Origin of the sequence: Burkholderia sp. BCC0322 (genome assembly GCF_902833045.1) — a bacterium.
In the GTDB taxonomy this organism is placed as follows: domain Bacteria; phylum Pseudomonadota; class Gammaproteobacteria; order Burkholderiales; family Burkholderiaceae; genus Burkholderia.
This window is the reverse complement of sequence record NZ_CADFDU010000002.1, coordinates 548,378-568,578: the sequence shown is the minus strand read 5'-3', so window position 1 is coordinate 568,578 and position 20,201 is coordinate 548,378. Positions and strand designations below refer to the sequence as shown.

18 protein-coding genes and 1 tRNA gene are annotated in these 20,201 nt (G+C 66.7%); 6 read left to right on the top strand and 13 right to left on the bottom strand.

All coding sequences use genetic code 11. The features are described 5' to 3' along the window. The first annotated feature begins 49 nt into the window (after positions 1 to 49). From HWX39_RS08645 to HWX39_RS08635, 3 genes are all read left to right on the top strand, one after another. Positions 50 to 541 (top strand): energy transducer TonB, encoded by a 492-nt coding sequence (locus tag HWX39_RS08645; RefSeq protein WP_175967036.1) that lies wholly within the window; start codon positions 50 to 52, stop codon positions 539 to 541. Between the two features lie 291 nt (positions 542 to 832). Further along, complete coding sequence (locus HWX39_RS08640; RefSeq protein ID WP_175967034.1) at positions 833 to 2,143, top strand: MFS transporter; 1,311 nt, start codon at positions 833 to 835, stop codon at positions 2,141 to 2,143. Positions 2,144 to 2,247: 104 nt separating this feature from the next. Further along, the gene (locus tag HWX39_RS08635; RefSeq protein ID WP_021164136.1) at positions 2,248 to 2,427 is read left to right on the top strand and encodes a hypothetical protein; all 180 of its coding nucleotides are present in this window, start codon (positions 2,248 to 2,250) and stop codon (positions 2,425 to 2,427) included. Between the two features lie 19 nt (positions 2,428 to 2,446). On the opposite strand, the gene waaC is transcribed toward HWX39_RS08635, so the two are convergent. Then, the gene (gene waaC / locus HWX39_RS08630) at positions 2,447 to 3,445 is read right to left on the bottom strand and encodes a lipopolysaccharide heptosyltransferase I (protein ID WP_175967032.1); all 999 of its coding nucleotides are present in this window, start codon (positions 3,443 to 3,445) and stop codon (positions 2,447 to 2,449) included. A gap of 170 nt (positions 3,446 to 3,615) precedes the next feature. Between waaC and HWX39_RS08625 the strand changes: the two genes are divergently transcribed. Next, positions 3,616 to 5,166 (top strand): chloride channel protein, encoded by a 1,551-nt coding sequence (locus HWX39_RS08625; protein ID WP_175967029.1) that lies wholly within the window; start codon positions 3,616 to 3,618, stop codon positions 5,164 to 5,166. Positions 5,167 to 5,282: 116 nt separating this feature from the next. On the opposite strand, the gene HWX39_RS08620 is transcribed toward HWX39_RS08625, so the two are convergent. The 5 genes from HWX39_RS08620 to HWX39_RS08600 all read right to left on the bottom strand — a co-directional run bounded on the left by HWX39_RS08620 (position 5,283) and on the right by HWX39_RS08600 (position 8,441). Beyond that, positions 5,283 to 5,684 carry a YXWGXW repeat-containing protein gene (locus tag HWX39_RS08620; protein WP_175967027.1) on the bottom strand — a complete coding sequence of 134 codons (402 nt, stop codon included), beginning with the start codon at positions 5,682 to 5,684 and terminating at the stop codon, positions 5,283 to 5,285. A 160-nt stretch (positions 5,685 to 5,844) separates the two neighbouring features. Further along, positions 5,845 to 6,099 carry a cell division topological specificity factor MinE gene (gene minE, locus HWX39_RS08615; RefSeq protein WP_006400798.1) on the bottom strand — a complete coding sequence of 85 codons (255 nt, stop codon included), beginning with the start codon at positions 6,097 to 6,099 and terminating at the stop codon, positions 5,845 to 5,847. A gap of 12 nt (positions 6,100 to 6,111) precedes the next feature. Next, on the bottom strand, positions 6,112 to 6,927 hold the full coding sequence (gene minD / locus HWX39_RS08610) for a septum site-determining protein MinD (protein ID WP_042978309.1): 816 nt from the start codon (positions 6,925 to 6,927) through the stop codon (positions 6,112 to 6,114). Positions 6,928 to 6,986: 59 nt separating this feature from the next. Next, positions 6,987 to 7,760, bottom strand: a complete 774-nt coding sequence (gene minC, locus HWX39_RS08605; protein WP_175967025.1) for a septum site-determining protein MinC — start codon at positions 7,758 to 7,760, stop codon at positions 6,987 to 6,989. A gap of 168 nt (positions 7,761 to 7,928) precedes the next feature. After that, positions 7,929 to 8,441 (bottom strand): GNAT family N-acetyltransferase, encoded by a 513-nt coding sequence (locus HWX39_RS08600; protein ID WP_175967023.1) that lies wholly within the window; start codon positions 8,439 to 8,441, stop codon positions 7,929 to 7,931. 668 nt (positions 8,442 to 9,109) lie between these two features. On the opposite strand from HWX39_RS08600, the gene HWX39_RS08595 reads away from it, so the two are divergent. Further along, complete coding sequence (locus HWX39_RS08595; protein ID WP_175967021.1) at positions 9,110 to 10,270, top strand: alkane 1-monooxygenase; 1,161 nt, start codon at positions 9,110 to 9,112, stop codon at positions 10,268 to 10,270. 102 nt (positions 10,271 to 10,372) lie between these two features. On the opposite strand, the gene HWX39_RS08590 is transcribed toward HWX39_RS08595, so the two are convergent. The 4 genes from HWX39_RS08590 to serS form a co-directional block, all read right to left on the bottom strand. Next, positions 10,373 to 11,908, bottom strand: a complete 1,536-nt coding sequence (locus HWX39_RS08590) for a methyl-accepting chemotaxis protein (RefSeq protein ID WP_175967019.1) — start codon at positions 11,906 to 11,908, stop codon at positions 10,373 to 10,375. Between the two features lie 146 nt (positions 11,909 to 12,054). Next, positions 12,055 to 12,996, bottom strand: a complete 942-nt coding sequence (locus HWX39_RS08585) for a phosphatase PAP2 family protein (protein WP_244134953.1) — start codon at positions 12,994 to 12,996, stop codon at positions 12,055 to 12,057. A 214-nt stretch (positions 12,997 to 13,210) separates the two neighbouring features. After that, positions 13,211 to 13,301: transfer RNA gene (locus HWX39_RS08580), tRNA-Ser, on the bottom strand. A gap of 136 nt (positions 13,302 to 13,437) precedes the next feature. Beyond that, a complete protein-coding gene (serS, locus tag HWX39_RS08575; RefSeq protein ID WP_175967017.1) occupies positions 13,438 to 14,739 on the bottom strand; it encodes a serine--tRNA ligase in 1,302 nt (433 codons plus the stop codon). Between the two features lie 263 nt (positions 14,740 to 15,002). Between serS and HWX39_RS08570 the strand changes: the two genes are divergently transcribed. Then, positions 15,003 to 15,269, top strand: coding sequence for a DUF2164 domain-containing protein (locus tag HWX39_RS08570; protein ID WP_114176381.1), 267 nt, complete (start codon positions 15,003 to 15,005; stop codon positions 15,267 to 15,269). Between the two features lie 45 nt (positions 15,270 to 15,314). On the opposite strand, the gene HWX39_RS08565 is transcribed toward HWX39_RS08570, so the two are convergent. The 3 genes from HWX39_RS08565 to HWX39_RS08555 all read right to left on the bottom strand — a co-directional run bounded on the left by HWX39_RS08565 (position 15,315) and on the right by HWX39_RS08555 (position 19,844). After that, positions 15,315 to 16,625: a replication-associated recombination protein A gene (locus HWX39_RS08565; protein WP_089445121.1), complete on the bottom strand. Its 1,311-nt coding sequence runs from the start codon at positions 16,623 to 16,625 to the stop codon at positions 15,315 to 15,317. A gap of 173 nt (positions 16,626 to 16,798) precedes the next feature. After that, positions 16,799 to 17,488 carry an outer membrane lipoprotein chaperone LolA gene (gene lolA / locus HWX39_RS08560; protein ID WP_175967015.1) on the bottom strand — a complete coding sequence of 230 codons (690 nt, stop codon included), beginning with the start codon at positions 17,486 to 17,488 and terminating at the stop codon, positions 16,799 to 16,801. A gap of 46 nt (positions 17,489 to 17,534) precedes the next feature. Further along, positions 17,535 to 19,844 carry a DNA translocase FtsK gene (locus tag HWX39_RS08555; RefSeq protein WP_175967013.1) on the bottom strand — a complete coding sequence of 770 codons (2,310 nt, stop codon included), beginning with the start codon at positions 19,842 to 19,844 and terminating at the stop codon, positions 17,535 to 17,537. Positions 19,845 to 20,201 lie beyond the last annotated feature (357 nt).

The following is a 20,201-nucleotide window of genomic DNA, read 5'->3' as shown; positions in this document are numbered from 1 at the left end:
GCGTCCGTGCGCCTATCATTTTTTTATAGTCACTTCTGGCTAGCCTCCCATGCGCCCCCTTTCCCGTCCGCGCGTCGACCGGCTGCGTGCAGTTGCGCTGGCCGTCGTCGCCATGCTCGCGGCGTGCACGATCACGCCGCCTCCGTCACTGCGCTCGGTCCTGACGATTCCGTCGATCACCCGCAGCGGCAGCCTCGACCAGTACCGCGTCGAAGTCGCGCTGCGTGTCGCCGAACGCAATCCCTCCGGGATGCTGCACGGCACACCACAAGCCATGCTCCGCTCGCTCGTCGTCGTGGCCTTCACCGTCGATGGCAGCGGCCGGCTCGTCAACGCGTCCGTCTATCGCAGCAATGGCGACAGCGAAGCGGAAGCACTCGCGCTCGCGTCGCTGCGCCGCTCGGCGCCGCTGCCGCCACCACCGTCGCGACTGCTCGACGGCAACGGCCGGCTCGAATTGATGGAAGGCTGGCTCTTCAACGACGACGGCCACTTCCAGTTGCAAAGCACCGCGTCGGCGCAGGCGCAATCGATCGACTGACCGGTCGCCGCACCGCGATTGCCGGTGCGCGGCGGCGCTGGCTATAATTTTCCGCAATCGCGCGACCACCACGCCGCGCGCGTTCGCGCGCCCCATCCGGCACGCGAGCCGACCACGCCGGCACCGGGCGGCGGCGACGTACCCGTCTCCATCGTCGACCGGCGGGTGACGTCCGCGCCACGGCGCGCGTCCACGCCGCCACCGCATCATCCGCTCGGCTGCCCCCGGCAGGCGTCCGCCTGCCCGACCGCACGCCCAGCCGACCGCCCCAACGACAAAACGGAGACATCCATGTCCGCATCCCCCCCGGCCGTTGCACACGCAACCGGTTCGGCCGGCGCCGTCAGCCACCGGCGCATCGTGTTCGCGAGCTTCATCGGCACCGCGATCGAGTTCTACGATTTCTACGTGTACGCAACGGCCGCCGCGCTCGTCATCGGCCCCGTGTTCTTCCCGCACGGCTCCGCGACCGCACAGGCGCTGTCCGCGTTCGTGACGTTCGGTATCGCGTTCATTGCACGCCCGATCGGGTCGTTCCTGTTCGGGCACTTCGGCGACCGCATCGGCCGCAAATCGACGCTCGTCGCATCGCTGCTCGTGATGGGCGTGTCCACCACCGCGATCGGCTTCGTGCCCGGCTACGACGCGATCGGCACGCTCGCGCCGGTGCTGCTGTGCGTGCTGCGCTTCGGCCAGGGGATCGGCCTCGGCGGCGAATGGGGCGGCGCCGCGCTGCTCGCGACCGAGCACGCGCCGCAGGGCAAGCGCGGCTGGTTCGGGATGTTTCCGCAGCTCGGGCCGTCGGTCGGCTTCCTGATGTCGAATGGCCTGTTCTTCGCGCTCGCGCTGTCGCTGTCGGACGAGCAGTTCCGCAGTTGGGGCTGGCGCATTCCGTTCCTGGTCAGTGCGGTGCTCGTCGCGCTCGGCCTGTACGTGCGGCTCAAGATAACCGAAACGCCCGCGTTCCAGGCCGCACTCGATCGCAACGAGCGCGTGCGCGTGCCGGTCGCGACACTGATCACGCAACACTGGCAGCCGACGCTGCTCGGTGCGCTTGCAATGGTCGTCTGCTACACGCTGTTCTACATCTCGACGGTGTTCTCGCTGTCGTATGGCGTGTCGGCGCTGCATATTCCGCGCCAGAGTTTCCTCGGCCTGCTGTGTTTCGCGGTCGTGTTCATGGGACTCGCGACGCCGCTGTCCGCGTGGGCATCCGACCGCTTCGGCCGCAAACCGGTGCTGGTCGTGGGCGCGATCGCCGCGCTGCTGTCGGGTTTTGCGATGGAGCCGCTGCTCGGTAGCGGCTCGATGCCGCTCGTCGCGCTGTTCCTGACGATCGAGCTGTTCCTGATGGGCGTGACGTTCGCGCCGATGGGCGCGCTGCTGCCGGAACTGTTCCCGACCAACGTCCGCTATACGGGCGCGGGCGTCGCGTACAACCTCGGCGGGATCCTCGGTGCGTCGATCGCGCCGTATATCGCGCAACTGCTGGCAGCGCGCGGCGGGCTGTCGTGGGTCGGCGGTTATGTATCGGTTGCGGCGGCAATCAGCCTGATCGGTGTGCTGCTGATGCGTGAAACGCGCGACGCATCGCTCGTCTGAGACTCCGGGGCGCCCCGGGTTGTGCGGTGGCCGGCGCTGCCTATACTCGATCCTGGGCGCGCCGCGGCGCGCCCCCGGGATTCCGCCTCGAAGGAGCCGCCGCCATGAACATCCGCCTCGGCAATGCCGATCTCGTCCTGATCCTCGCGCTTGCGCTGGGTGGCGCGCTACTGCTCGCACTGCGCTTCCGGCCGAAGACCTGGCGCGGCCTCGTATTCGAGGCGCTGCTGGCGAACCTGGCGGCGATTGCCGCCGTCGTCACGGTCGAGGCGTTGCTCGCCTGAACCGGCGCGCCTCGCTTCGTCAGGCGGTCAGCCGCGCGCGCAGCGCGCCGTAGGCCGGACCGACCGCATCGATCGCATCCAGCGCTTCGTCGACGGACGGCATCGCCCCAGGCTCGCCGATCGACAGTGCATTAGACGCGCCACCGATACCGCAATGGTGCCGCGACGTCGCGACGAAAATCATCACGGTCGGCCGCTGCAGCGCGTGCGCCATGTGCACGAACCCCGTATCGACCCCCACCACGAGCGCAGCCCGGCCGAGCGCCGCGCCAAGCTCGCGCACCGTCATCGCGGGCAGCACGACCGCCCCCGGCGCGCGCGCGGCGATGTCATGCGCATCGTCGTGCTCGGCAGGCGATCCCCACGGCAACAGCACGCGTACGCCGCGCGCCATCATCTGCGTGGCGAGCGCGGCCCAGCGGTCGGCCGGCCATTTCTTGTCGGGGTTGGACGTTGCATGGAACAGCAGCATGAACGGTGCGCCATCGATCACGGCCGCCGGCAGGTTCACGTCCTGCGGCGGGACGATGCCGTACGTGGCGATGCCCTCGGGCACATAGCCGAGTGCCTCGCCGGCGCTCACGCGCATCCCGTGCCAGGCGTCGCAGTCCGGCCGCGGGCCGAAACGATGCGAATACGCGAAGCGTGCCCCCGTTTCGCCGAGATCCTGCGTCTGGTAGCCGACGCGGCGCGCGCCGCGCGCGAGCGCCGAAATGATCGCGCTCTTGTAGACGCCGTGCAGGTCGATCACCGCATCGTAGCGGTGCGCCCGCAGCGCGCGGATCGACGCCGTGATCGCCTTCAGGTCGCCGCGATTGCGCAGCTTCTTGAAGCGGCGCAGCGGCGCGCAAAGGACACGGCTGACGCCCGGATGCCAGCGCACCACCTCCGCGCACGATTCGTCCACCGCCCAGTCGACCGTTACGCCGGGAAAGGCGCGATGCAGATCGGCAACGACGGGCAGTGTCTGGACGACGTCGCCGAGCGACGTCACTTTCACGATGAGGATACGTTTCACGATGTGTGGGGATAGACCGGCCAATTTGGCATGCTAACGATGGTTACATGCGCAAACATTACGTGAAAATTACTTTTGCAACAAAATGCATCTCCTTTCAGGAACATTCTCGCACCCCGTCCGCATCCGGTTCTTTTTATAATCTGGTCTTTGCCTACCGGCCCGCGTCGATGCCACGCCCCGCCCTTCCCGCCCTGTTCCCCGCCCTCACCCGTCGTTCGATGAGGATCTGGCGCCAGTACGGCGTTTTCTGGCTCGGCGCGATCGTCGTCGGCCTCACGGCCGTACTCTACGCGCGACTGATCGACTGGGGCTACGAAACCTTCCGCACGATGCGCGATCACGCCGCGTGGCTGCCGCTGCTGCTGACGCCGGCCATCGCCGCGGTGTCGGTATGGATCACGCGCCGCTTCTTCCGCGGCGCCGAGGGCAGCGGCATCCCGCAGGTAATCGCGACACTGCATGCGCGCCCGAGCGCATTCGGCTCCCGGCTGCTGACGCTGCGCATCCTGTTCGGCAAGGTGCTGGTCTCGTTCCTCGGCATCCTGGGCGGCTTCACGATCGGCCGCGAAGGGCCGACCGTGCAGGTCGGCGCGGCGCTGATGTTCAACCTGCGACGCTTCTACCCGCGCTCGAACGCGCAGATCGAACGCCAACTGGTGCTCGCCGGCGCGGCGGCCGGGCTGTCGGCCGCGTTCAATACGCCGCTCGCCGGGATCGTGTTCGCGATCGAGGAGCTGACGCGCAGCTTCTCCGCGCGCGCCAGCGGCGTGCTGATCACGGCGATCATCCTCGCCGGTGTCGTCGCACTCGGCCTGAACGGCAACTACACGTATTTCGGCACGATCGATGCCGGCCCCCATTTCCCGAAACTGCTCGCGCTCGCCGTGCTGGTCACCGCGATCGTGACGGGGATCGCAGGCGGCCTGTTCTGCTGGCTGCTGCTCAATACGGGACGCTGGCTGCCCGCGCAACTGCTTGGCCTGTACCGCGAGCGGCCGATCACGTTCGCCGCGCTGTGCGGCTTCGCGATCGCCGTCGTCGGCCTCGTATCGGGCGGCACGACCTTCGGCAGCGGCTATGCCGAAGCGCGCGGCCTGCTCGACGGCAGCCAGCATCTGTCGGTGTTCTATCCGTTCCTGAAGATGATCTCGATGGTCGCGTCGTACCTGCCGGGCATCCCGGGCGGGATCTTCGCGCCGTCGCTGTCGATCGGCGCCGGGTTCGGCAACCTGTTGCACCTCGTGTTCAGCAACATGAGCCTGCCCATGCTGATCGCGCTCGCGATGGTCGGCTACATGGCGGCCGTCACGCAGTCGCCGATCACGTCGTTCGTGATCGTGATGGAGATGATCAACGGTCACGCGCTCGTGATTTCGCTGATGGCCACCGCGTTGGTGTCGAGCCGCGTCTCGCGCTTTTTCGCGCCGCCGCTCTACGAAACACTCGCCCTGCGCTATCTCGCGCCGCCCGTCGCGGCCGCGGAACCGGCCGCTGCAACCGCGGCGAGCGCGACGGTGGCAACCGGCGTCACCGAGCCGCAGGATGCGGCCGCAGCGCCCGCCGATCCGCTCGACACGCTGCGCGACGAAAACAGCGAAGCGCCGGCCACCGCCGTGCCGATCGAAGGCGCAGCGCACGCACCGGCACCGCACGACGACGAGCCGGCCGAGGCCGGGACGAACGGCCCGGCACAGCCCGGCCCGCGCGACGCTCAGTAGATCACGACGGGTGCCGGCCGGTAGTACACGGGCCGCGCCGGCACGACGACGCACCCGGCCAGCGTGATCGCGACGAGCGCAATGGCGATTGCGGTTCTTTTCATCGCCCGCCTCCATCAGGCCCAGTGGCCACGGGTCCAGAACCAGTTCGGACCGCGCTGGTCCCAATGGCCCGGCACCCATTGCATGCCGACGCGCTCGGCTTCCCAGTGGCCGCCGATCCACACGTAGCGGCCATGATCCCAGTGCCAGTGCCCACGATCCCACACATAGCCGACGCGCGAGGCCGGGACGACCTCGTAGCGCACCGGCGGCGGCGCATTCGGCGCGACGACGACGATTTCCTCGGTGCGCACGGCGACCGGCTCGGCGACGACCACGCGACCCTGCGGCACGACCATGGGCGCGCCCACGAGAATCTCGTCTGCGTGCGCGGCAAGCGGCGCGACGACGGCTGACAGGCTCGCAGCAATCAATGCGAGCGAAACGATACGACGTTGAGCAGTAGAGACAGCCATCACAACCTCCTGGTTGAACAAGTTACGCGAGCGTATTCGTTCAATGCGGGAGGCGCGGTAACGGCCGACAGACACCGTGTTACGGCATGCCCGAAAGTGCAACAGGGCGTAAGACGCGCACGGCGGCGCGTGCCGCCGTGCGGTGGGATACCGGCAATGGTCAGGCTTGCGGGATCTCGATCTTCACTTCGAGGACTTCGAGATCGTCCTGGCGCTCGAGGCTCACGCGGATGTCATCGTTCGAAATTTGAACGTACTTCGAGATGACCGCGACCAGCTCCTTCTGCAGCGCCGGCAGGTAATCGGCCGGCGGCCGGCCGCCGACGCGCTCGTGCGCGATGATGAGCTGCAGGCGCTCCTTCGCGACCGATGCGGACTTCTTCTTCTCGCCGAGGAGAAACGAAAGGATGGACATGGGCGGCCTCCGTTACTTGCTGCCGAAGAGGCGCTGCAGCAGGCCCGGCTTCTGGTAATCGGTGAAGCGCAGCGGCTTGTCTTCGCCGAGGAAACGCGCGACGACGTCCTTGTACGCTTCCGCAACGTCGGTGCCGTCGATATGCACGGCCGGCAGACCCTGGTTCGATGCATGCAGCACGGCTTCCGACTCGGGCACCACGCCGATCAGCTTGATGCGCAGGATCTCGCTGATGTCCTCGAGCGACAGCATCTCGCCTTCGCTGACGCGCTTCGGGCTGTAGCGCGTGATCAGCAGGTGCTCCTTGATCGGATCCTTGCCTTCGGTCGCGCGCTTCGTCTTCGACGACAGGATGCCGAGAATGCGATCCGAGTCACGCACCGACGACACTTCCGGGTTCGTGACGATCAGCGCTTCATCGGCGAAGTACATCGCGTGCAGCGCACCTGCCTCGATACCGGCCGGCGAATCGCAGACGATGTATTCGAAATCCATCGCGGCGAGGTCGTTCAGCACCTTCTCGACACCTTCGCGCGTCAGCGCATCCTTGTCGCGCGTCTGCGATGCCGGCAGGATGAACAGGTTCTCGCACTTCTTGTCCTTGATCAGCGCCTGGTTCAGGTTCGCTTCGCCCTGGATCACGTTCACGAGGTCGTACACCACGCGGCGCTCGCAGCCCATGATGAGATCGAGGTTGCGCAGGCCGACGTCGAAGTCGATGACGGCCGTCTTGTGGCCGCGCAGCGCGAGACCGGACGCAAAGCTCGCGCTCGTCGTCGTCTTGCCCACGCCGCCCTTGCCCGAGGTCACCACGATGATTTTTGCCATTTACCCAATACCCTGTGTTCGTCAATGAGAGCCGATCGATCCGGAGCGCACCGCGTGTATTACGTCAGCCGCAGCGGTTCGATCATCAGTTTTTCCTCTTCGAGCCGGATCTGCACCGATTTGCCCAGTACTTCGGCGGGCAACGGGTTCTCGGTTGTTCGATAGATACCCGCGATCGAAATCAGTTCCGGCTCGAGACACGTGCAGAAAATGCGCGCGTCGTGATTGCCGTGCACGCCCGCGAGTGCGCGGCCGCGCAACGGCGCGTAGATGTGGATATTGCCTTCCGCGATGATCTCCGCGCCGTGACTGACCGGCGCGAGCACCACGAGGTCTCCTTTCGCGTAAATCTGCTGCCCCGAACGCAACGGCCGGTCGATCACGAGCGTCTGGCCACCCGAGTGCAACAGCGTCTGTGCGGGCTCCTGCGCCGCTTCGGCTGCCGGAGCGGCGGCAGCTTCGGCGACGGGCGCCGGCGCCGGTTCCGCGTCGTCGGCGTGCTTCGCGGCCGGCGCGCGGCGATCGCGCGCCTCGAGCAGCGGCAGGCCGGCTTCCCCCGCCCAGCCCTGCGTTGCCAGCGCGACCACGCCCACCGGGCGCATCCGCACGTCGTTCAGCATCTGGCGGATGTCCGCCAGCGCGACGCGTTCGCCGTCAGCCAGGCGGCGGACGTCGATCACGACGACATCGTCGGCGAAAAACTCGGGAGTCGCTTCGAAGCGCTTGACCAGTTCGGTACGCAACGCATCGAGATCGGTCGTCTTCACGGTGAACAGCAACGTATCGACCGATCCGCTGCGCAGCTCGAAGAATGGCGATTTTTTAAGCGACATGGACACTCTGCAAAAATTTTTTGCGTATTTTACAGGCGTCCACGCGTGCGGCCATCATTTTTGGGAAACCGGGTAGCGGCGGCCCGGGCGGGCGCGCAACCGGCAGGCGGGCAGACAAGCGGGCGACCGGATCCTGACACGCCACGCAACCCGCGCTCCGACGTCACGTTAGCGCTTCATCTGCGACACGTACAGCGATTTCATCGCGCCGGGCATGCGCGCGATCGGCGCGTGTTCGCCGGTGTTGCCGAAACCCGCACGCTCGTAGAAGCGGATCGCGTTGCGGTTCGCATCGGCAATCCAGGCGTAGACGTCCTGGGCGCCACGCTCGGCGAGCCACGCAGTGGCCGTCTCCAGCAGCAGCACGCCGCCGCGCAGATGACGCACCGCGTGCGCCACCCACAGCTCGCTGACGAACGCACGCCGATCGGGCGTATTGTCGAAATACGCGCCGATCATGCCGGCCGGATGGCCTTCGGTATACAGCAGGAAAGTCGTCGACTCGTCGGACACGGCGCGCTGCGCGGCAATCGCCGACGCCGCGTCCGTTTCGACGTTCAGCAATTCGGCTTCCGGCGCTTCGCCGGGCGCATAGGGCTCGCGCAGCGATGCGGCGCGCAGTTCGCGATACACGCCGCCCTGGTCGGCAACGATACGACGAACGGTCAAGGTCGAACTCATGCAGGCACAGCCCCCTTCGGACAGCAAGCTACTAGCTTCAACCGAAAGCGGGGCATGAGTCAAATCGTTATTTTCAAATGGCGGCGCGAATCGAAAGGCAGCATGCACCGCCCGCGGCCATGCGGGCAGCTGGTGTGCAAGTGCAGCATCGCCATGTCGATGCATGCCGCTGAAAGACGGTTGCGACGGCTTCATTCGACGCATGACGCCTGTCGCCTTGCGACATGCGGCAGTTGCCCGTCGGGCCCTCCGGAATTCAGCGCGGAAGTCGTCACGATCCGTAAGATTGGCAACCCGAAAACATGTCTCGCGGGAACCTGCCGCCCTCCTTATATTGCGTCGCACCATTTGTTGCGACCCACTGGCATCGACACCCGCACGCGTCATGGCACCCGATCCGTCTGACGAACCGGCCGCCCGTGCAGGTCGATCCGGCGATTCCGGCATGTTTCAATCAGCTTGCGCGGGCCCATCCCTGACTGCGCCGCACGCGCTCCTCCGTTTGGAGCCGCGTGCCTAGTGCCGGAGTTTGGCAAGCGTGCTCATGGGTCGTATAACAGGCAGAACCGGGTGACGATCCGGCACTACCGTGCGTGCGTCGCGGATTGACGAGAATTCGAACAACCGTACAGGCGGCCGCCCGCGGGCCCGCCGACAGGAGGGAGACAATGGCAATCATCGACGGATCGGCTTCGGGCTGGACGGATGGCAAGCGTTACCTGTGGCTGCTCGGCGCGCTGACGATCACGCTGCCGATCCTCGCCGCCCAGCTCGCGCTGTCGACGGGCCTGCACGTGTTCTGGTGGTTCGGCCCGCTGTTCGCGTTCGGCGTGATCCCGGTCCTCGACACGCTGATCGGCGACGATCGCGACAACCCGCCCGAGGACGTCGTGCCGCACCTCGAACAGGAGCGCTACTACCGGTTGATCGTCTATCTCGCGACCCTCGTCGAATACGTCGCGTTCTTCGTGTGCGTATGGATCGTCGGCACGCACGCGCTCGCGTGGTACGACTACGTCGGCTTCGCGCTGTCGCTCGGCGCCGCGACGGGCATCTCGATCAATACCGCGCACGAACTCGGGCACAAGACCAACCGCTTCGAGCGTTGGCTCGCGAAGATCACGCTCGCGCCGGTCGCATACGGCCACTTCTACGTCGAGCACAACCGTGGGCACCACGTGCGCGTCGCGACGGCCGAGGATCCGGCGAGCGCGCGCTACGGCGAATCGTTCTGGGCATTCCTGCCGCGCACCGTGACCGGCAGCATCCGCTCGGCGTGGCGGCTGGAAAAGGCCCGCCTCGAACGGCTCGGGCATTCGCCGTGGACCTGGCGCAACGAGGTGCTGCACGCGTGGGCGATGACCGTCGTCGTATGGGGCATCGCGATCGCGCTGGCCGGCAAGGTCGTGATTCCGTTCCTCGTGATCCAGGCCGTCTACGGCGCGTCGCTGCTCGAAGTCGTGAACTACGTCGAACATTACGGGCTCGGCCGCCGCAAGCTGCCGAGCGGCCGCTACGAACGCTGCACGCCGCAGCATTCGTGGAACAGCAATCACGTCGTCACCAACCTGTTCCTGTACCAGTTGCAGCGGCACGCCGACCATCACGCGAATCCGACGCGCTCGTATCAAGCGCTGCGTCACTTCGACGATTCGCCGCAACTGCCGGCCGGCTACGCGACGATGATCCTGTTCGCCTATGTGCCGCCGCTCTGGTATCGCGTGATGAATCCGCGCGTCGTCGCGCACTATGGCGGCAACATGGCGCAATCGAACATCAAGCCGTCGATCCGAGACAGGGTGCTCGCGCAATATCCGGCCGCGGCGTGATCGTGGGGGAAGGGCCGGTGGAGACTGGCGCCGACGCGCCGCTCAAAGCCGGTGCCGCGCCGCATCCCGGCTCCGTCGACGTCCGGCGCGGCGGCGCAGCCGTCACGCCATTTCCGGCAGCCTGAACACCGCCACCGCATGCCGCAGCGCGCTCGCCTGCTCGGCCAGCGCCTGCGTCGCGGCCGTGGCCTGCTCGACGAGTGCCGCGTTGCGCTGCGTCGCTTCGTCCATCTGCGTGACTGCGACGTTCACCTGCTGGATGCCGCCGCTCTGCTCCTGCGACGCAGACGAGATCTCGCCGACGATCGTCGTGACGCGCTGCACCGCGCCGACGATCTCGTGAATCGATTCGCCCGCGCGGCCGATCAGCACGGCGCCCTCGTCGACCCGCTTCGTCGACTGCTCGATGAGCCCCTTGATCTCCTTGGCGGCGGCGGCGCTCCGCTGCGCGAGCGTACGCACTTCCGCCGCGACGACCGCGAAACCACGCCCCTGTTCGCCCGCGCGCGCCGCCTCGACCGCCGCGTTCAGCGCGAGGATGTTGGTCTGGAACGCGATGCCGTCGATCACCGCGATGATTTCGCCGACCTTTGCCGCGCTGTCGGCGATGCCGTTCATCGTGTGGACGGCATCCGTCATCACGCCACCGCCCGCGGACGCGATATTCGACGCGTCGCGCGCAAGCTGCGCCGCGTGCTGCGCGTGCTCGGCCGACTGGCGGACGATGCCCGTGAGTTCGGTCATGCTGGCGGCCGTCTCCTCGAGCGACGCAGCCTGCGCCTCGGTACGCGCCGACAGGTCATGATTGCCCGATGCGATCTGTGCGCTCGCCGTCGCGACGGCTTCGGCGTGCGTACGCACTTCGAGCACGACGCCCGACAGGCTCGCCTGCATCGTCTGCAACGCGCGCAGCAGATCGGCGATCTCATCGCGGCCGGCCGCTTCGACGTCACGGGTCAGGTCGCCTTCGGCGACGGCCTGCGCGCACGCCACCGCACGGTCGAGCGGACGCAGGATCGCGCGGCTGAACAGGAACGCGCCGACCATCGCGACGCCGAGCACGACCAGCATCAGCACGAGGCTCGCGGTGGTGGCGTGCTGCGCGTCGCGGCTCGCCTGCGCCGACACGGCGGCACTCTCGTCGGCGATCGACTTCGCGGCGCGCTCCAGCAGCGCCGCCGGTTCGCGGTCCACGCCCGCCACCGCGGCATCGCCGGCCGACGGCTCGAAGCCTGCGGCCTTGAACGCGTCGAAGCCGCGCCGGTAACCTTCACCCATCGCCGTGTGTGCGCGCATGAACTGCTCGACGAGCGAGCGGCTCTCGCCGGGCGGCAACTGATGAACGAGTTGCGCGGCGAGCGTATCGACCGTCCGCTCGCGCGTCTGGAACGCCTGCCAATACCGGTCGAGCTTGTCGGGCTGCTTGCCGCGCAACAACGTGTCCTTCCATTCCTGCACTTGCAGTTTGAACTGCACAAGCGTGGCCGACACGAGCCGTTCGTTGCCGACGTTCGTCTGCACGTCTTCGGCGAACGTATCGATCGACCGATTGAGAATATGGATACCGTACAGCGCGCCACAGAACATCAGCAGCAGCGCGACGGCGAATGCAAGGGGAATCTTGTAGCTCAGCTTCATGGGACCTTGAATCGACGGGGAGCGACGCGGCTCGGCACGAGCGCCGGCCGCCGCACCGTGTTAACGGCGCCGGAAGCGCGCGCTTAAAGCTGAAGAAATCGGTAAAGACCGGACGCGTGCGAAAAGGCCGGCCGCGCATCCGGTCATCAGGTCGGATGCGTCGCGCTCGGCGCGGTGGTCGCGGCCCTGCGCGGGCCCGCCATCCAGCGGTGCACGACAACGATCGACAGCACGCCGAATGCGATCCCGGCGATCACGTCGGCCAGGTAATGGCCGCCCTGCGTCGGCGTCGACACGATCATCGCGGCATTCAGCACGATCGATGCGGGAAACACGTAACGGACATGTCGGACCGCATACGCGAACAGCAGCGCCAGCATCACGTGGAACGACGGCAACGACACGAGCCCCTGCGATTCGGACAGGTTGAACCGCCGAAGCTGCCCGCTGCGCAGCAGGTCGTAGTGAGACACGGTCGACGCGGTGTCTGCATCCGCGATACCGAAATGGACGAATGCGCTTTGCGCGGGAAACGGCGTCGAGACGACGACAACGACAAGCAACGCAAATGCGAACAGCGCCATGAATTCGGCGAGGTCGTCATGTCGCCGTGCGGTCGAGAGAATGAACGGGACGGCGATCAGCTGCACGATGCTGCCGTGATACGCGAACGCCAGCACGCGCTGCCACTCGGCATGGGCCCTCACCCAGCGATACAGGTCGGGCCAGTGAAAGCCGAGCAACGCATCGAACCGGACGAGATCGGCTTCGATCGACGGCGGGGCGAGCGCCACGCACAAGTAGTCGAGTACCACGATCGCCTGGCTGAAGGCGGCGATCGTCACGATGCAAAGCAACGCGAGCGCCAACTCACGCCATCGCCAGGCGAGCGCGCGCTCGCGATAGCGCGATGTGTGCGACAGCACGATCAATACCGCCGCAACTGCGATGGCCACGCATCCTGCCAACCCCGCGAAATACGCCGCGTTACCGAGCGCCAGCGCCATGCCGATGCCGTGCGCGCCGAGGATGTCCACGACGGCAATGACGGCAGTCAGCAGCGTTATGCCCGTCAGGACTTTCGACACTCGGTTCGTCATCGGATTGGGGTGGATGCCGTTCAGCGCAACTGCATCGAGGCCGCGGCACGATCATGCACGCAGTGAGTCGCATCGTATCAGCACGATCCGATGTGTCGATGGTCGAGCTGTTGCCGCTGCAATGGCTTGCGACACGACACACGCACCGCAAGCCTAAAACGAAAAACCCCTTGATCCTTCCGGATCAAGGGGCTTCGTATTTTGGCGGAGAGGGTGGGATTCGAACCCACGGTACGGGGAAACCGTACGCCTGATTTCGAGTCAGGTACATTCGACCACTCTGCCACCTCTCCTTCCTTGCTGCTTTACTGCATTTCGCGGCTGGTCGTTTCCGCGAAAGAAAAGATTATAGAACGATCTCTTCGAAACGCACAAGCCCTTTTTTCAAAATTTTTTGCGAGGACTCGAGGCGCTTGCCGAAGCGCGCGCTTACGACGCCTGTGCCGGCGCGTCGATGCGCTCGATGCCGCCCATGTACGGACGCAGCACTTCCGGCACGGTGACCGAGCCGTCCGCGTTCTGGTAGTTCTCCAGCACCGCGACGAGCGTGCGGCCGACTGCGAGACCCGAACCGTTCAGCGTATGCACGAGCTCGGGCTTGCCCTGCGCGTTGCGGAAACGCGCCTGCATCCGGCGCGCCTGGAACGCTTCGGTGTTCGAGCAGCTCGAGATCTCGCGATAGGTGTTCTGCGCGGGCAGCCACACCTCGAGGTCGAACGTCTTCGCGGCCGAGAAGCCCATGTCGCCCGTGCACAGCGTGATCACACGGTACGGCAGGCCGAGCTTCTGCAGGATCGCTTCCGCATGACCGACCATCTCGTCGAGCGCCGCGTACGACGCTTCCGGCGCGACGACCTGCACCATCTCGACCTTGTCGAACTGGTGCTGGCGGATCATCCCGCGCGTGTCGCGGCCGTACGAACCGGCTTCCGAGCGGAAGCACGGGGAATGCGCGGTCAGCTTGATCGGCAGTGCGGAGGCGTCGACGATCGACTCGCGCACGGTGTTCGTCAGCGAAATTTCCGACGTGGAGATCAGGTATTGCGTGACCTTGTTCTCCTCGCCGCCCTTCTCGACGCGGAACATGTCGTCCGCGAACTTCGGCAGCTGGCCCGTGCCGTACAGGATCTCGGGGTTCACGATGTACGGCGTATACGTCTCGGTGTAGCCGTGCTGCTGCGTGTGCGTGTCGATCATGAACTGCGCGAGCGCGCGGTGCAGGCGCGCGATCGAGCCGCGCAGCATCGTGAAGCGTGCGCCGGCGAGCTTCGCGCCGGTCTCGAAATCGAGGCCGAGCGGCGTGCCGACGTCGACGTGATCCTTCACCTCGAAATCGAACTGGCGCGGCGTGCCCCAGCGGCGCACCTCGACGTTGTCGGCTTCGTCCTTGCCGACCGGCACGCTTTCATGCGCGACGTTCGGCATGCCCAGCATCAGGTCGGACAGGCGCGCCTGGATCTCGCCGAGCTTGGCTTCCGACGCCTTCATTTCATCGCCGATCCCGCCGACCTCGGCCATCACGGCCGACGTGTCCTCGCCCTTCCCCTTCATCGCGCCGATCTGCTTCGACAGGCTGTTGCGGCGCGCCTGGAGCTCTTCGGTACGGGTCTGGATCGCGCGGCGTTCCGCTTCGAGGGCGGAGAACGCGGCGATGTCGAGGGTGTAGCCGCGATCGGCGAGGCGCTGGGCGACGCCGTCGAGGTCTTTGCGCAGCAACTGGATGTCGAGCATGGGAGGACTTGGAGAATCGTTGTGTAAGACGGGAATTCTAACGCACCGCGGGGCCGCCACGGCACTGGCCGAACGGACAATGCTGCAAACGGGCGATGACCGTGGTGCGACGGCCATGGCAGTATCGCATTGCCGGTCCGCCCGCCGGCACCCGCGAAATCGCACGGCATCGGCGCGCCGCGGATCGCGAAACACCCGTGCGCGCCCGCGGCAGCGCATCGAACGAGACACCCGCCACACGTCACCGCTACTCAAGGAACCCGATGGCCATCGAACTGGACAAGGACGTACGCGACCGCGCAATCGCGTCGCTGCAACGCTATTTCACAGAAAACATGGACGAGCCGATCGGCAATATCCAGGCCGGCGCGCTGCTGCACTTCTTCGTCGAGGAGATCGCACCCGCGATCTACAACCTCGCGATCGCCGATGCGCAGGAGCGCCTGCATGCGCGGGTCGCCGAGCTCGACATCGAATGCCACGAGGAGCCGTTCGACTACTGGAAGAAGCAGCCGGGCCGCAAGCGCTGACGCGTTCGCGACGGCGCCGGCCTGACCGCACCGTGCGCCTGCCCGTCAGTCCTTCTTGCCGGCCTCGCGGTCGAGTTCGCGCAGCCACGCGAGCTTGTCGGCGATCTTCGATTCGAGCCCGCGCGGCACCGGCTTGTACCAGCGCGGTTCGCGCATCCCGTCCGGCAGGTACGTCTCGCCGGCCGCATACGCATTCGGCTCGTCGTGAGCGTAACGGTAAGCGTGGCCGTAGCCGAGTTCCTTCATCAGCTTGGTCGGTGCGTTGCGCAGATGCACGGGCACCTCGCGCGACTTGTCCTGCTTCACGAACGCCATCGCCTGGTTGAATGCGTTGTAGCCCGCGTTGCTCTTCGCCGCGCACGCGAGATAGATCACCGCCTGCCCGAGCGCAAGCTCGCCTTCAGGCGAGCCGAGCCGCTCGTAGGTTTCGGCCGCGTCGTTCGCCATCTGCAGCGCGCGCGGATCGGCGAGGCCGATGTCTTCCCACGCCATCCGCACGATCCGCCGCGCGAGATACTTCGGATCCGCGCCGCCGTCGATCATCCGGCAGAACCAGTACAGCGCACCGTCCGGGCTCGAACCGCGTACCGACTTGTGCAGCGCCGAGATCTGGTCGTAGAAGTTGTCGCCGCCCTTGTCGAAGCGCCGCGCGTTCAGCGTCATCGCGCTGCTGACGAATTCGGCGTCGATCGTCGCGGTGCCGGCCGACGTGGCCGCCGTCTGCGCCTGCTCGAGCAGGTTCAGGAAGCGCCGCGCGTCGCCGTCCGCATAGCCGACCAGCGTATCGATCGCCTTGTCGTCGAACGAAAGGCCATCGAGCGCGATTTCCTGCGCGCGCTTCAGCAACTGGCGCATCTCGTCGTCGTCCAGCGACTTCAGCACGTACACCTGCGCACGCGACAGCAAGGCCGAGTTGACCTCGAAGCTCGGATTCTCGGTCGTCGCGCCAATGAAGGTCACGAGCCCCGACTCGACGAACGGCAGCAACGCGTCCTGCTGCCCCTTGTTGAAGCGGTGGATCTCGTCGACGAACAGGATCGTGTGGCGGCCGGTGCGGTTCAGCGTGTCCTTGGCCTGCTCCATCGACTCGCGGATGTCCTTCACGCCGCCGAGCACAGCGGACAGCGCAATGAACTCGCAGTCGAACGCGAGCGCCGTGAGGCGCGCGAGCGTCGTCTTGCCGACGCCGGGCGGCCCCCACAGGATCATCGAATGCGGCTTGCCCGATTCGAACGCGAGCCGCAACGGCTTGCCTTCGCCCAGCAAATGCGTCTGGCCGATCACCTCGGCGAGCGTCTTCGGCCGCAGCGCCTCGGCGAGCGGGCGGCGCGGCTCGACTTGAAACAGGTCGGACATGAACCCTCGCTCCACATCTAACAATGGCGGCCGAACCGGCCGCCGGACCCGACATTATGACAGCCGCGCGAAAGCACCGCCGCACCGGGCGCCCGTGCCCGCACCCCCCGGAAACAACACGGGCCTGCCGTCGCCGGCAGGCCCGTCGGGGAAACAGCAGCGCGCGGCGCCGGTCAACCGGTAATCACGTCGGCGCCCTTCGGCACGACGAACTTGAACGTATCGCCCTTCAGCGGCGGATTCGTCTGGATGTTCGTAAACGTCAGCAGCGTGACGTTGCCGAACACGTCGTGCAGTTCCATCGCGGCGAGCGTGCCGTTCTTGAAGCCGATGCCGATCCGCTGGAACTGCGTGTCCTGCGCCTTCGGCAGCATCTCGAGCCACTCGATGCCGCCCTTCTCGCCGGCATCGCGCAGCGTGTAGTTCTTGTCGAGATCGTTGCTGCCGAACAGGATCGCGGCCGGGCTCGCGCCCAGCGCGCCGTTCAGCTTGCGCTCGGTGACCTGGTTCAGGTCGCGGTCGTACACGTAGAGCTTCTCGCCGTCGGCCTGCAGCACCTGCTGGTACGGCTTCTGGTATGTCCAGATGAACTTGCCCGGGCGCGCGAACACGAACGTGCCGCTCGAATTGTCGGTGGGCTTCGGCACAGCTTGCGCGGCGCTGGCCCCCTTGGCCGGCGCCTTGACGATCTGCTGCGTGAAGTCGCCCTTCGCCGAACGCACCTGCGACACGAACGCCTTCAGTTGCTCGGTGCCGCCCGCGAACGCGTGCGTCGCCGCGAGCATCAGCGATGCGCCGGCAAGCGCCGCGCCGAGCCAGCGCCGCGTCGAACGAAGGGGCATTGCGAACGAATGTTGCTGCATATTGCGGTTTTCTCCCTGGGTGGCCGGCGCTGCGGGCGCCGCGGACTCATTCCGCGTCGCGCGCCGGCACAAGAATTTCGCGGTTGCCGCTCGACGACATCGCCGACACGAGCCCCGACTGCTCCATCTGCTCGAGCAGGCGTGCCGCGCGGTTGTAGCCGATGCGCAGATGGCGCTGCACCAGCGAGATCGACGCGCGGCGGTTCTTGATGACGATCTCGACCGCCTGGTCGTACAGCGGATCAGACTCGCCGCCGCCTTCGCCGGTTCCCGCGCCGGCCGAGCCCTCGTCGCCGTCGGCGGTGCCGCCTTCGAGCAGGCCCTCGACGTAGTTCGGCTCGCCGTGCTCCTTGAGCTTCTCGACGACGCGATGGACTTCATCGTCGCCGACGAACGCGCCGTGCACGCGCACCGGCAGCCCGGAGCCCGGCGGCAGGTACAGCATGTCGCCCATCCCGAGCAGCGATTCGGCGCCCATCTGGTCGAGGATCGTGCGCGAGTCGATCTTCGACGACACCTGGAACGCGATCCGGGTCGGCACGTTGGCCTTGATGAGGCCGGTGATCACGTCGACGGACGGGCGCTGCGTCGCGAGGATCAGGTGGATGCCGGCCGCGCGCGCCTTCTGCGCGATCCGCGCGATCAGTTCCTCGACCTTCTTGCCGACGACCATCATCAGGTCGGCCAGTTCGTCGATCACCACGACGATGTTCGGCAGGCGGCCGAGCGGCTCCGGATCCTCCGGCGTCAGGCTGAACGGATTCGGCAGCTTCTCCTCGCGCTTCGCGGCCTCGTCGATCTTGTTGTTGTAGCCGGCGAGGTTGCGCACGCCGAGCTTGCTCATCAGCTTGTAGCGGCGCTCCATCTCGGCGACCGTCCAGTTCAGCGCGTGGCCGGCCTGGCGCATGTCGGTGACGACCGGGCAAAGCAAGTGCGGAATGCCTTCGTAGACGCTCATTTCGAGCATCTTCGGATCGATCAGGATCAGGCGCACCTGATCGGCCGTCGCCTTGTACAGCAGCGACAGGATCATCGCGTTGATCCCGACCGACTTACCGGAACCGGTGGTGCCGGCGACGAGCAAGTGCGGCATCTTCGCGAGATCCGCGCACACCGGCTTGCCGCCGATGTCCTTGCCGAGGCTCAGCGTCAGCGCCGACGACGCGGCCGCGTACACCTCGGAACCGATGATCTCGGACAGGTGCACCGTCTGGCGGCGCTGGTTCGGCAGCTCGAGCGCCATGTAGTTCTTGCCGGGAATCGTCTCGACGACGCGGATCGACACGAGCGACAGCGAGCGCGCGAGATCCTTCGCGAGGTTGACGATCTGGCTGCCCTTCACGCCGGTGGCCGGCTCGATCTCGTAGCGCGTGACGACCGGGCCCGGATACGCGGCGACGACGCTCGCCTCGACGCCGAAGTCCTTCAGCTTCTTCTCGATCAGGCGCGACGTGAATTCCAGCGTGTCCGCGGAGATCGCCTCCTGGGCCTTCGGCGCGGGATCGAGCAGCGACACCGCCGGCAGCGTCGAATCGCCCGGCAGGTCGGTGAAGAGCGGCACCTGCCGCTCGCGCTCGACGCGCTCGGACTTCACCGGCGTGACGACCGGCGGCACGATGGTCACCGGCTCGTGATCCTCGATGCGCACGCGTTCCTCTTCGACCTTGCCTTCGCGGCGCACGGCGGCGGCCTCGCCGAGCTTGCGGTCGCGCTCGGCCTCGCGGCGCAGCTTCGCGACGTTGACGGCGGACAGGATCGCGCCGCCGACACGCTCGGCCACCGACAGCCACGAGAAGCGGAAATACAGCGACAGGCCGATCGCCAGCGCGATCAGCAGCAGCAGCGTGCCGCCCGTGAAGCCGAACGCATGCGACATCGCGCCCGCTACGGCCTCGCCGACGACGCCGCCGGGCGCACGCGGCAACTGCACCTTCAGCGACCACATGCGCAGCGCCTCGATGCCGTCGCACGCCAGCACGACGAGCATGAACGCAAGGATTTCGGTGAGCCAGCCGATCGGCCGCTCGGATTCCTCCGAGACCGCCTCGTGGCGCGTGATGCGGCGATAGTTGACGGCGATGCGCCGCGCGAGCGGCACGATCAGCCAGTAGGCCGACAGGCCGAACAGCAGCAGGATGATGTCGGCCGTCCAGGCGCCGACGCGGCCGGCCCAGTTCGTGATGTGGTCCACCTGGGCCGCGTGCGTCCAGCTCGGATCGCGCCGGCTGTAGCTCAGCAGGGCCATCACCAGAAATGCGCAGAGCGCGACCTGGAGAATCCAGCGGATCTCCGTGAGGAGCTTCGACATCCGGTGCGGCAACGCCTGTGCCTGGGCGGAATAAGGAGCTTTTGCCATGAATCCGTATAAAGAGGACGGGCCGTGCGCCCGCCTGTCGTTCGATCCCGCTTATTGTAAACGCTGCACCGGGCCGCCAAGTGTAAATGACGGTTACATAACGGGGCCGGGGTACGGCCGGCCCGGCGCAAGTGCGCCGCGGCGGCCCTTTTGCCCCGGTCCGGCTCCCCGCCGGGCACCGCTGCCGCGCCGCCTCGAGCCGGCGTCCCGCCCCGCAGCCCCCGTGCGGCAACGCACCGCCGCGCGCCCCACCCGCCCCGCGTGCGCGGCCGTTGCGCCGCGCGACACTATCGCGTCAATTGAAACTCTCGTTCGGCAACGCAGCAACGGGGCCTTTATAATGCGCGTCTGATACCC

Excerpts from the sequence above, each read along its gene's own strand:
- HWX39_RS08555 (WP_175967013.1), bottom strand. The coding sequence starts at position 19,844 with ATGGCAAAAGCTCCTTATTCCGCCCAGGCACAGGCGTTGCCGCACCGG.
- lolA (WP_175967015.1), bottom strand. The coding sequence starts at position 17,488 with ATGCAGCAACATTCGTTCGCAATGCCCCTTCGTTCGACGCGGCGCTGG.
- HWX39_RS08570 (WP_114176381.1), top strand. The coding sequence starts at position 15,003 with ATGGCCATCGAACTGGACAAGGACGTACGCGACCGCGCAATCGCGTCG.
- HWX39_RS08625 (WP_175967029.1), top strand. The coding sequence starts at position 3,616 with ATGCCACGCCCCGCCCTTCCCGCCCTGTTCCCCGCCCTCACCCGTCGT.
- HWX39_RS08590 (WP_175967019.1), bottom strand. The coding sequence starts at position 11,908 with ATGAAGCTGAGCTACAAGATTCCCCTTGCATTCGCCGTCGCGCTGCTG.
- serS (WP_175967017.1), bottom strand. The coding sequence starts at position 14,739 with ATGCTCGACATCCAGTTGCTGCGCAAAGACCTCGACGGCGTCGCCCAG.
- HWX39_RS08620 (WP_175967027.1), bottom strand. The coding sequence starts at position 5,684 with ATGGCTGTCTCTACTGCTCAACGTCGTATCGTTTCGCTCGCATTGATT.
- HWX39_RS08640 (WP_175967034.1), top strand. The coding sequence starts at position 833 with ATGTCCGCATCCCCCCCGGCCGTTGCACACGCAACCGGTTCGGCCGGC.
- minC (WP_175967025.1), bottom strand. The coding sequence starts at position 7,760 with ATGTCGCTTAAAAAATCGCCATTCTTCGAGCTGCGCAGCGGATCGGTC.
- HWX39_RS08595 (WP_175967021.1), top strand. The coding sequence starts at position 9,110 with ATGGCAATCATCGACGGATCGGCTTCGGGCTGGACGGATGGCAAGCGT.
- HWX39_RS08600 (WP_175967023.1), bottom strand. The coding sequence starts at position 8,441 with ATGAGTTCGACCTTGACCGTTCGTCGTATCGTTGCCGACCAGGGCGGC.
- HWX39_RS08645 (WP_175967036.1), top strand. The coding sequence starts at position 50 with ATGCGCCCCCTTTCCCGTCCGCGCGTCGACCGGCTGCGTGCAGTTGCG.
- minE (WP_006400798.1), bottom strand. The coding sequence starts at position 6,099 with ATGTCCATCCTTTCGTTTCTCCTCGGCGAGAAGAAGAAGTCCGCATCG.
- HWX39_RS08565 (WP_089445121.1), bottom strand. The coding sequence starts at position 16,625 with ATGTCCGACCTGTTTCAAGTCGAGCCGCGCCGCCCGCTCGCCGAGGCG.
- minD (WP_042978309.1), bottom strand. The coding sequence starts at position 6,927 with ATGGCAAAAATCATCGTGGTGACCTCGGGCAAGGGCGGCGTGGGCAAG.
- HWX39_RS08635 (WP_021164136.1), top strand. The coding sequence starts at position 2,248 with ATGAACATCCGCCTCGGCAATGCCGATCTCGTCCTGATCCTCGCGCTT.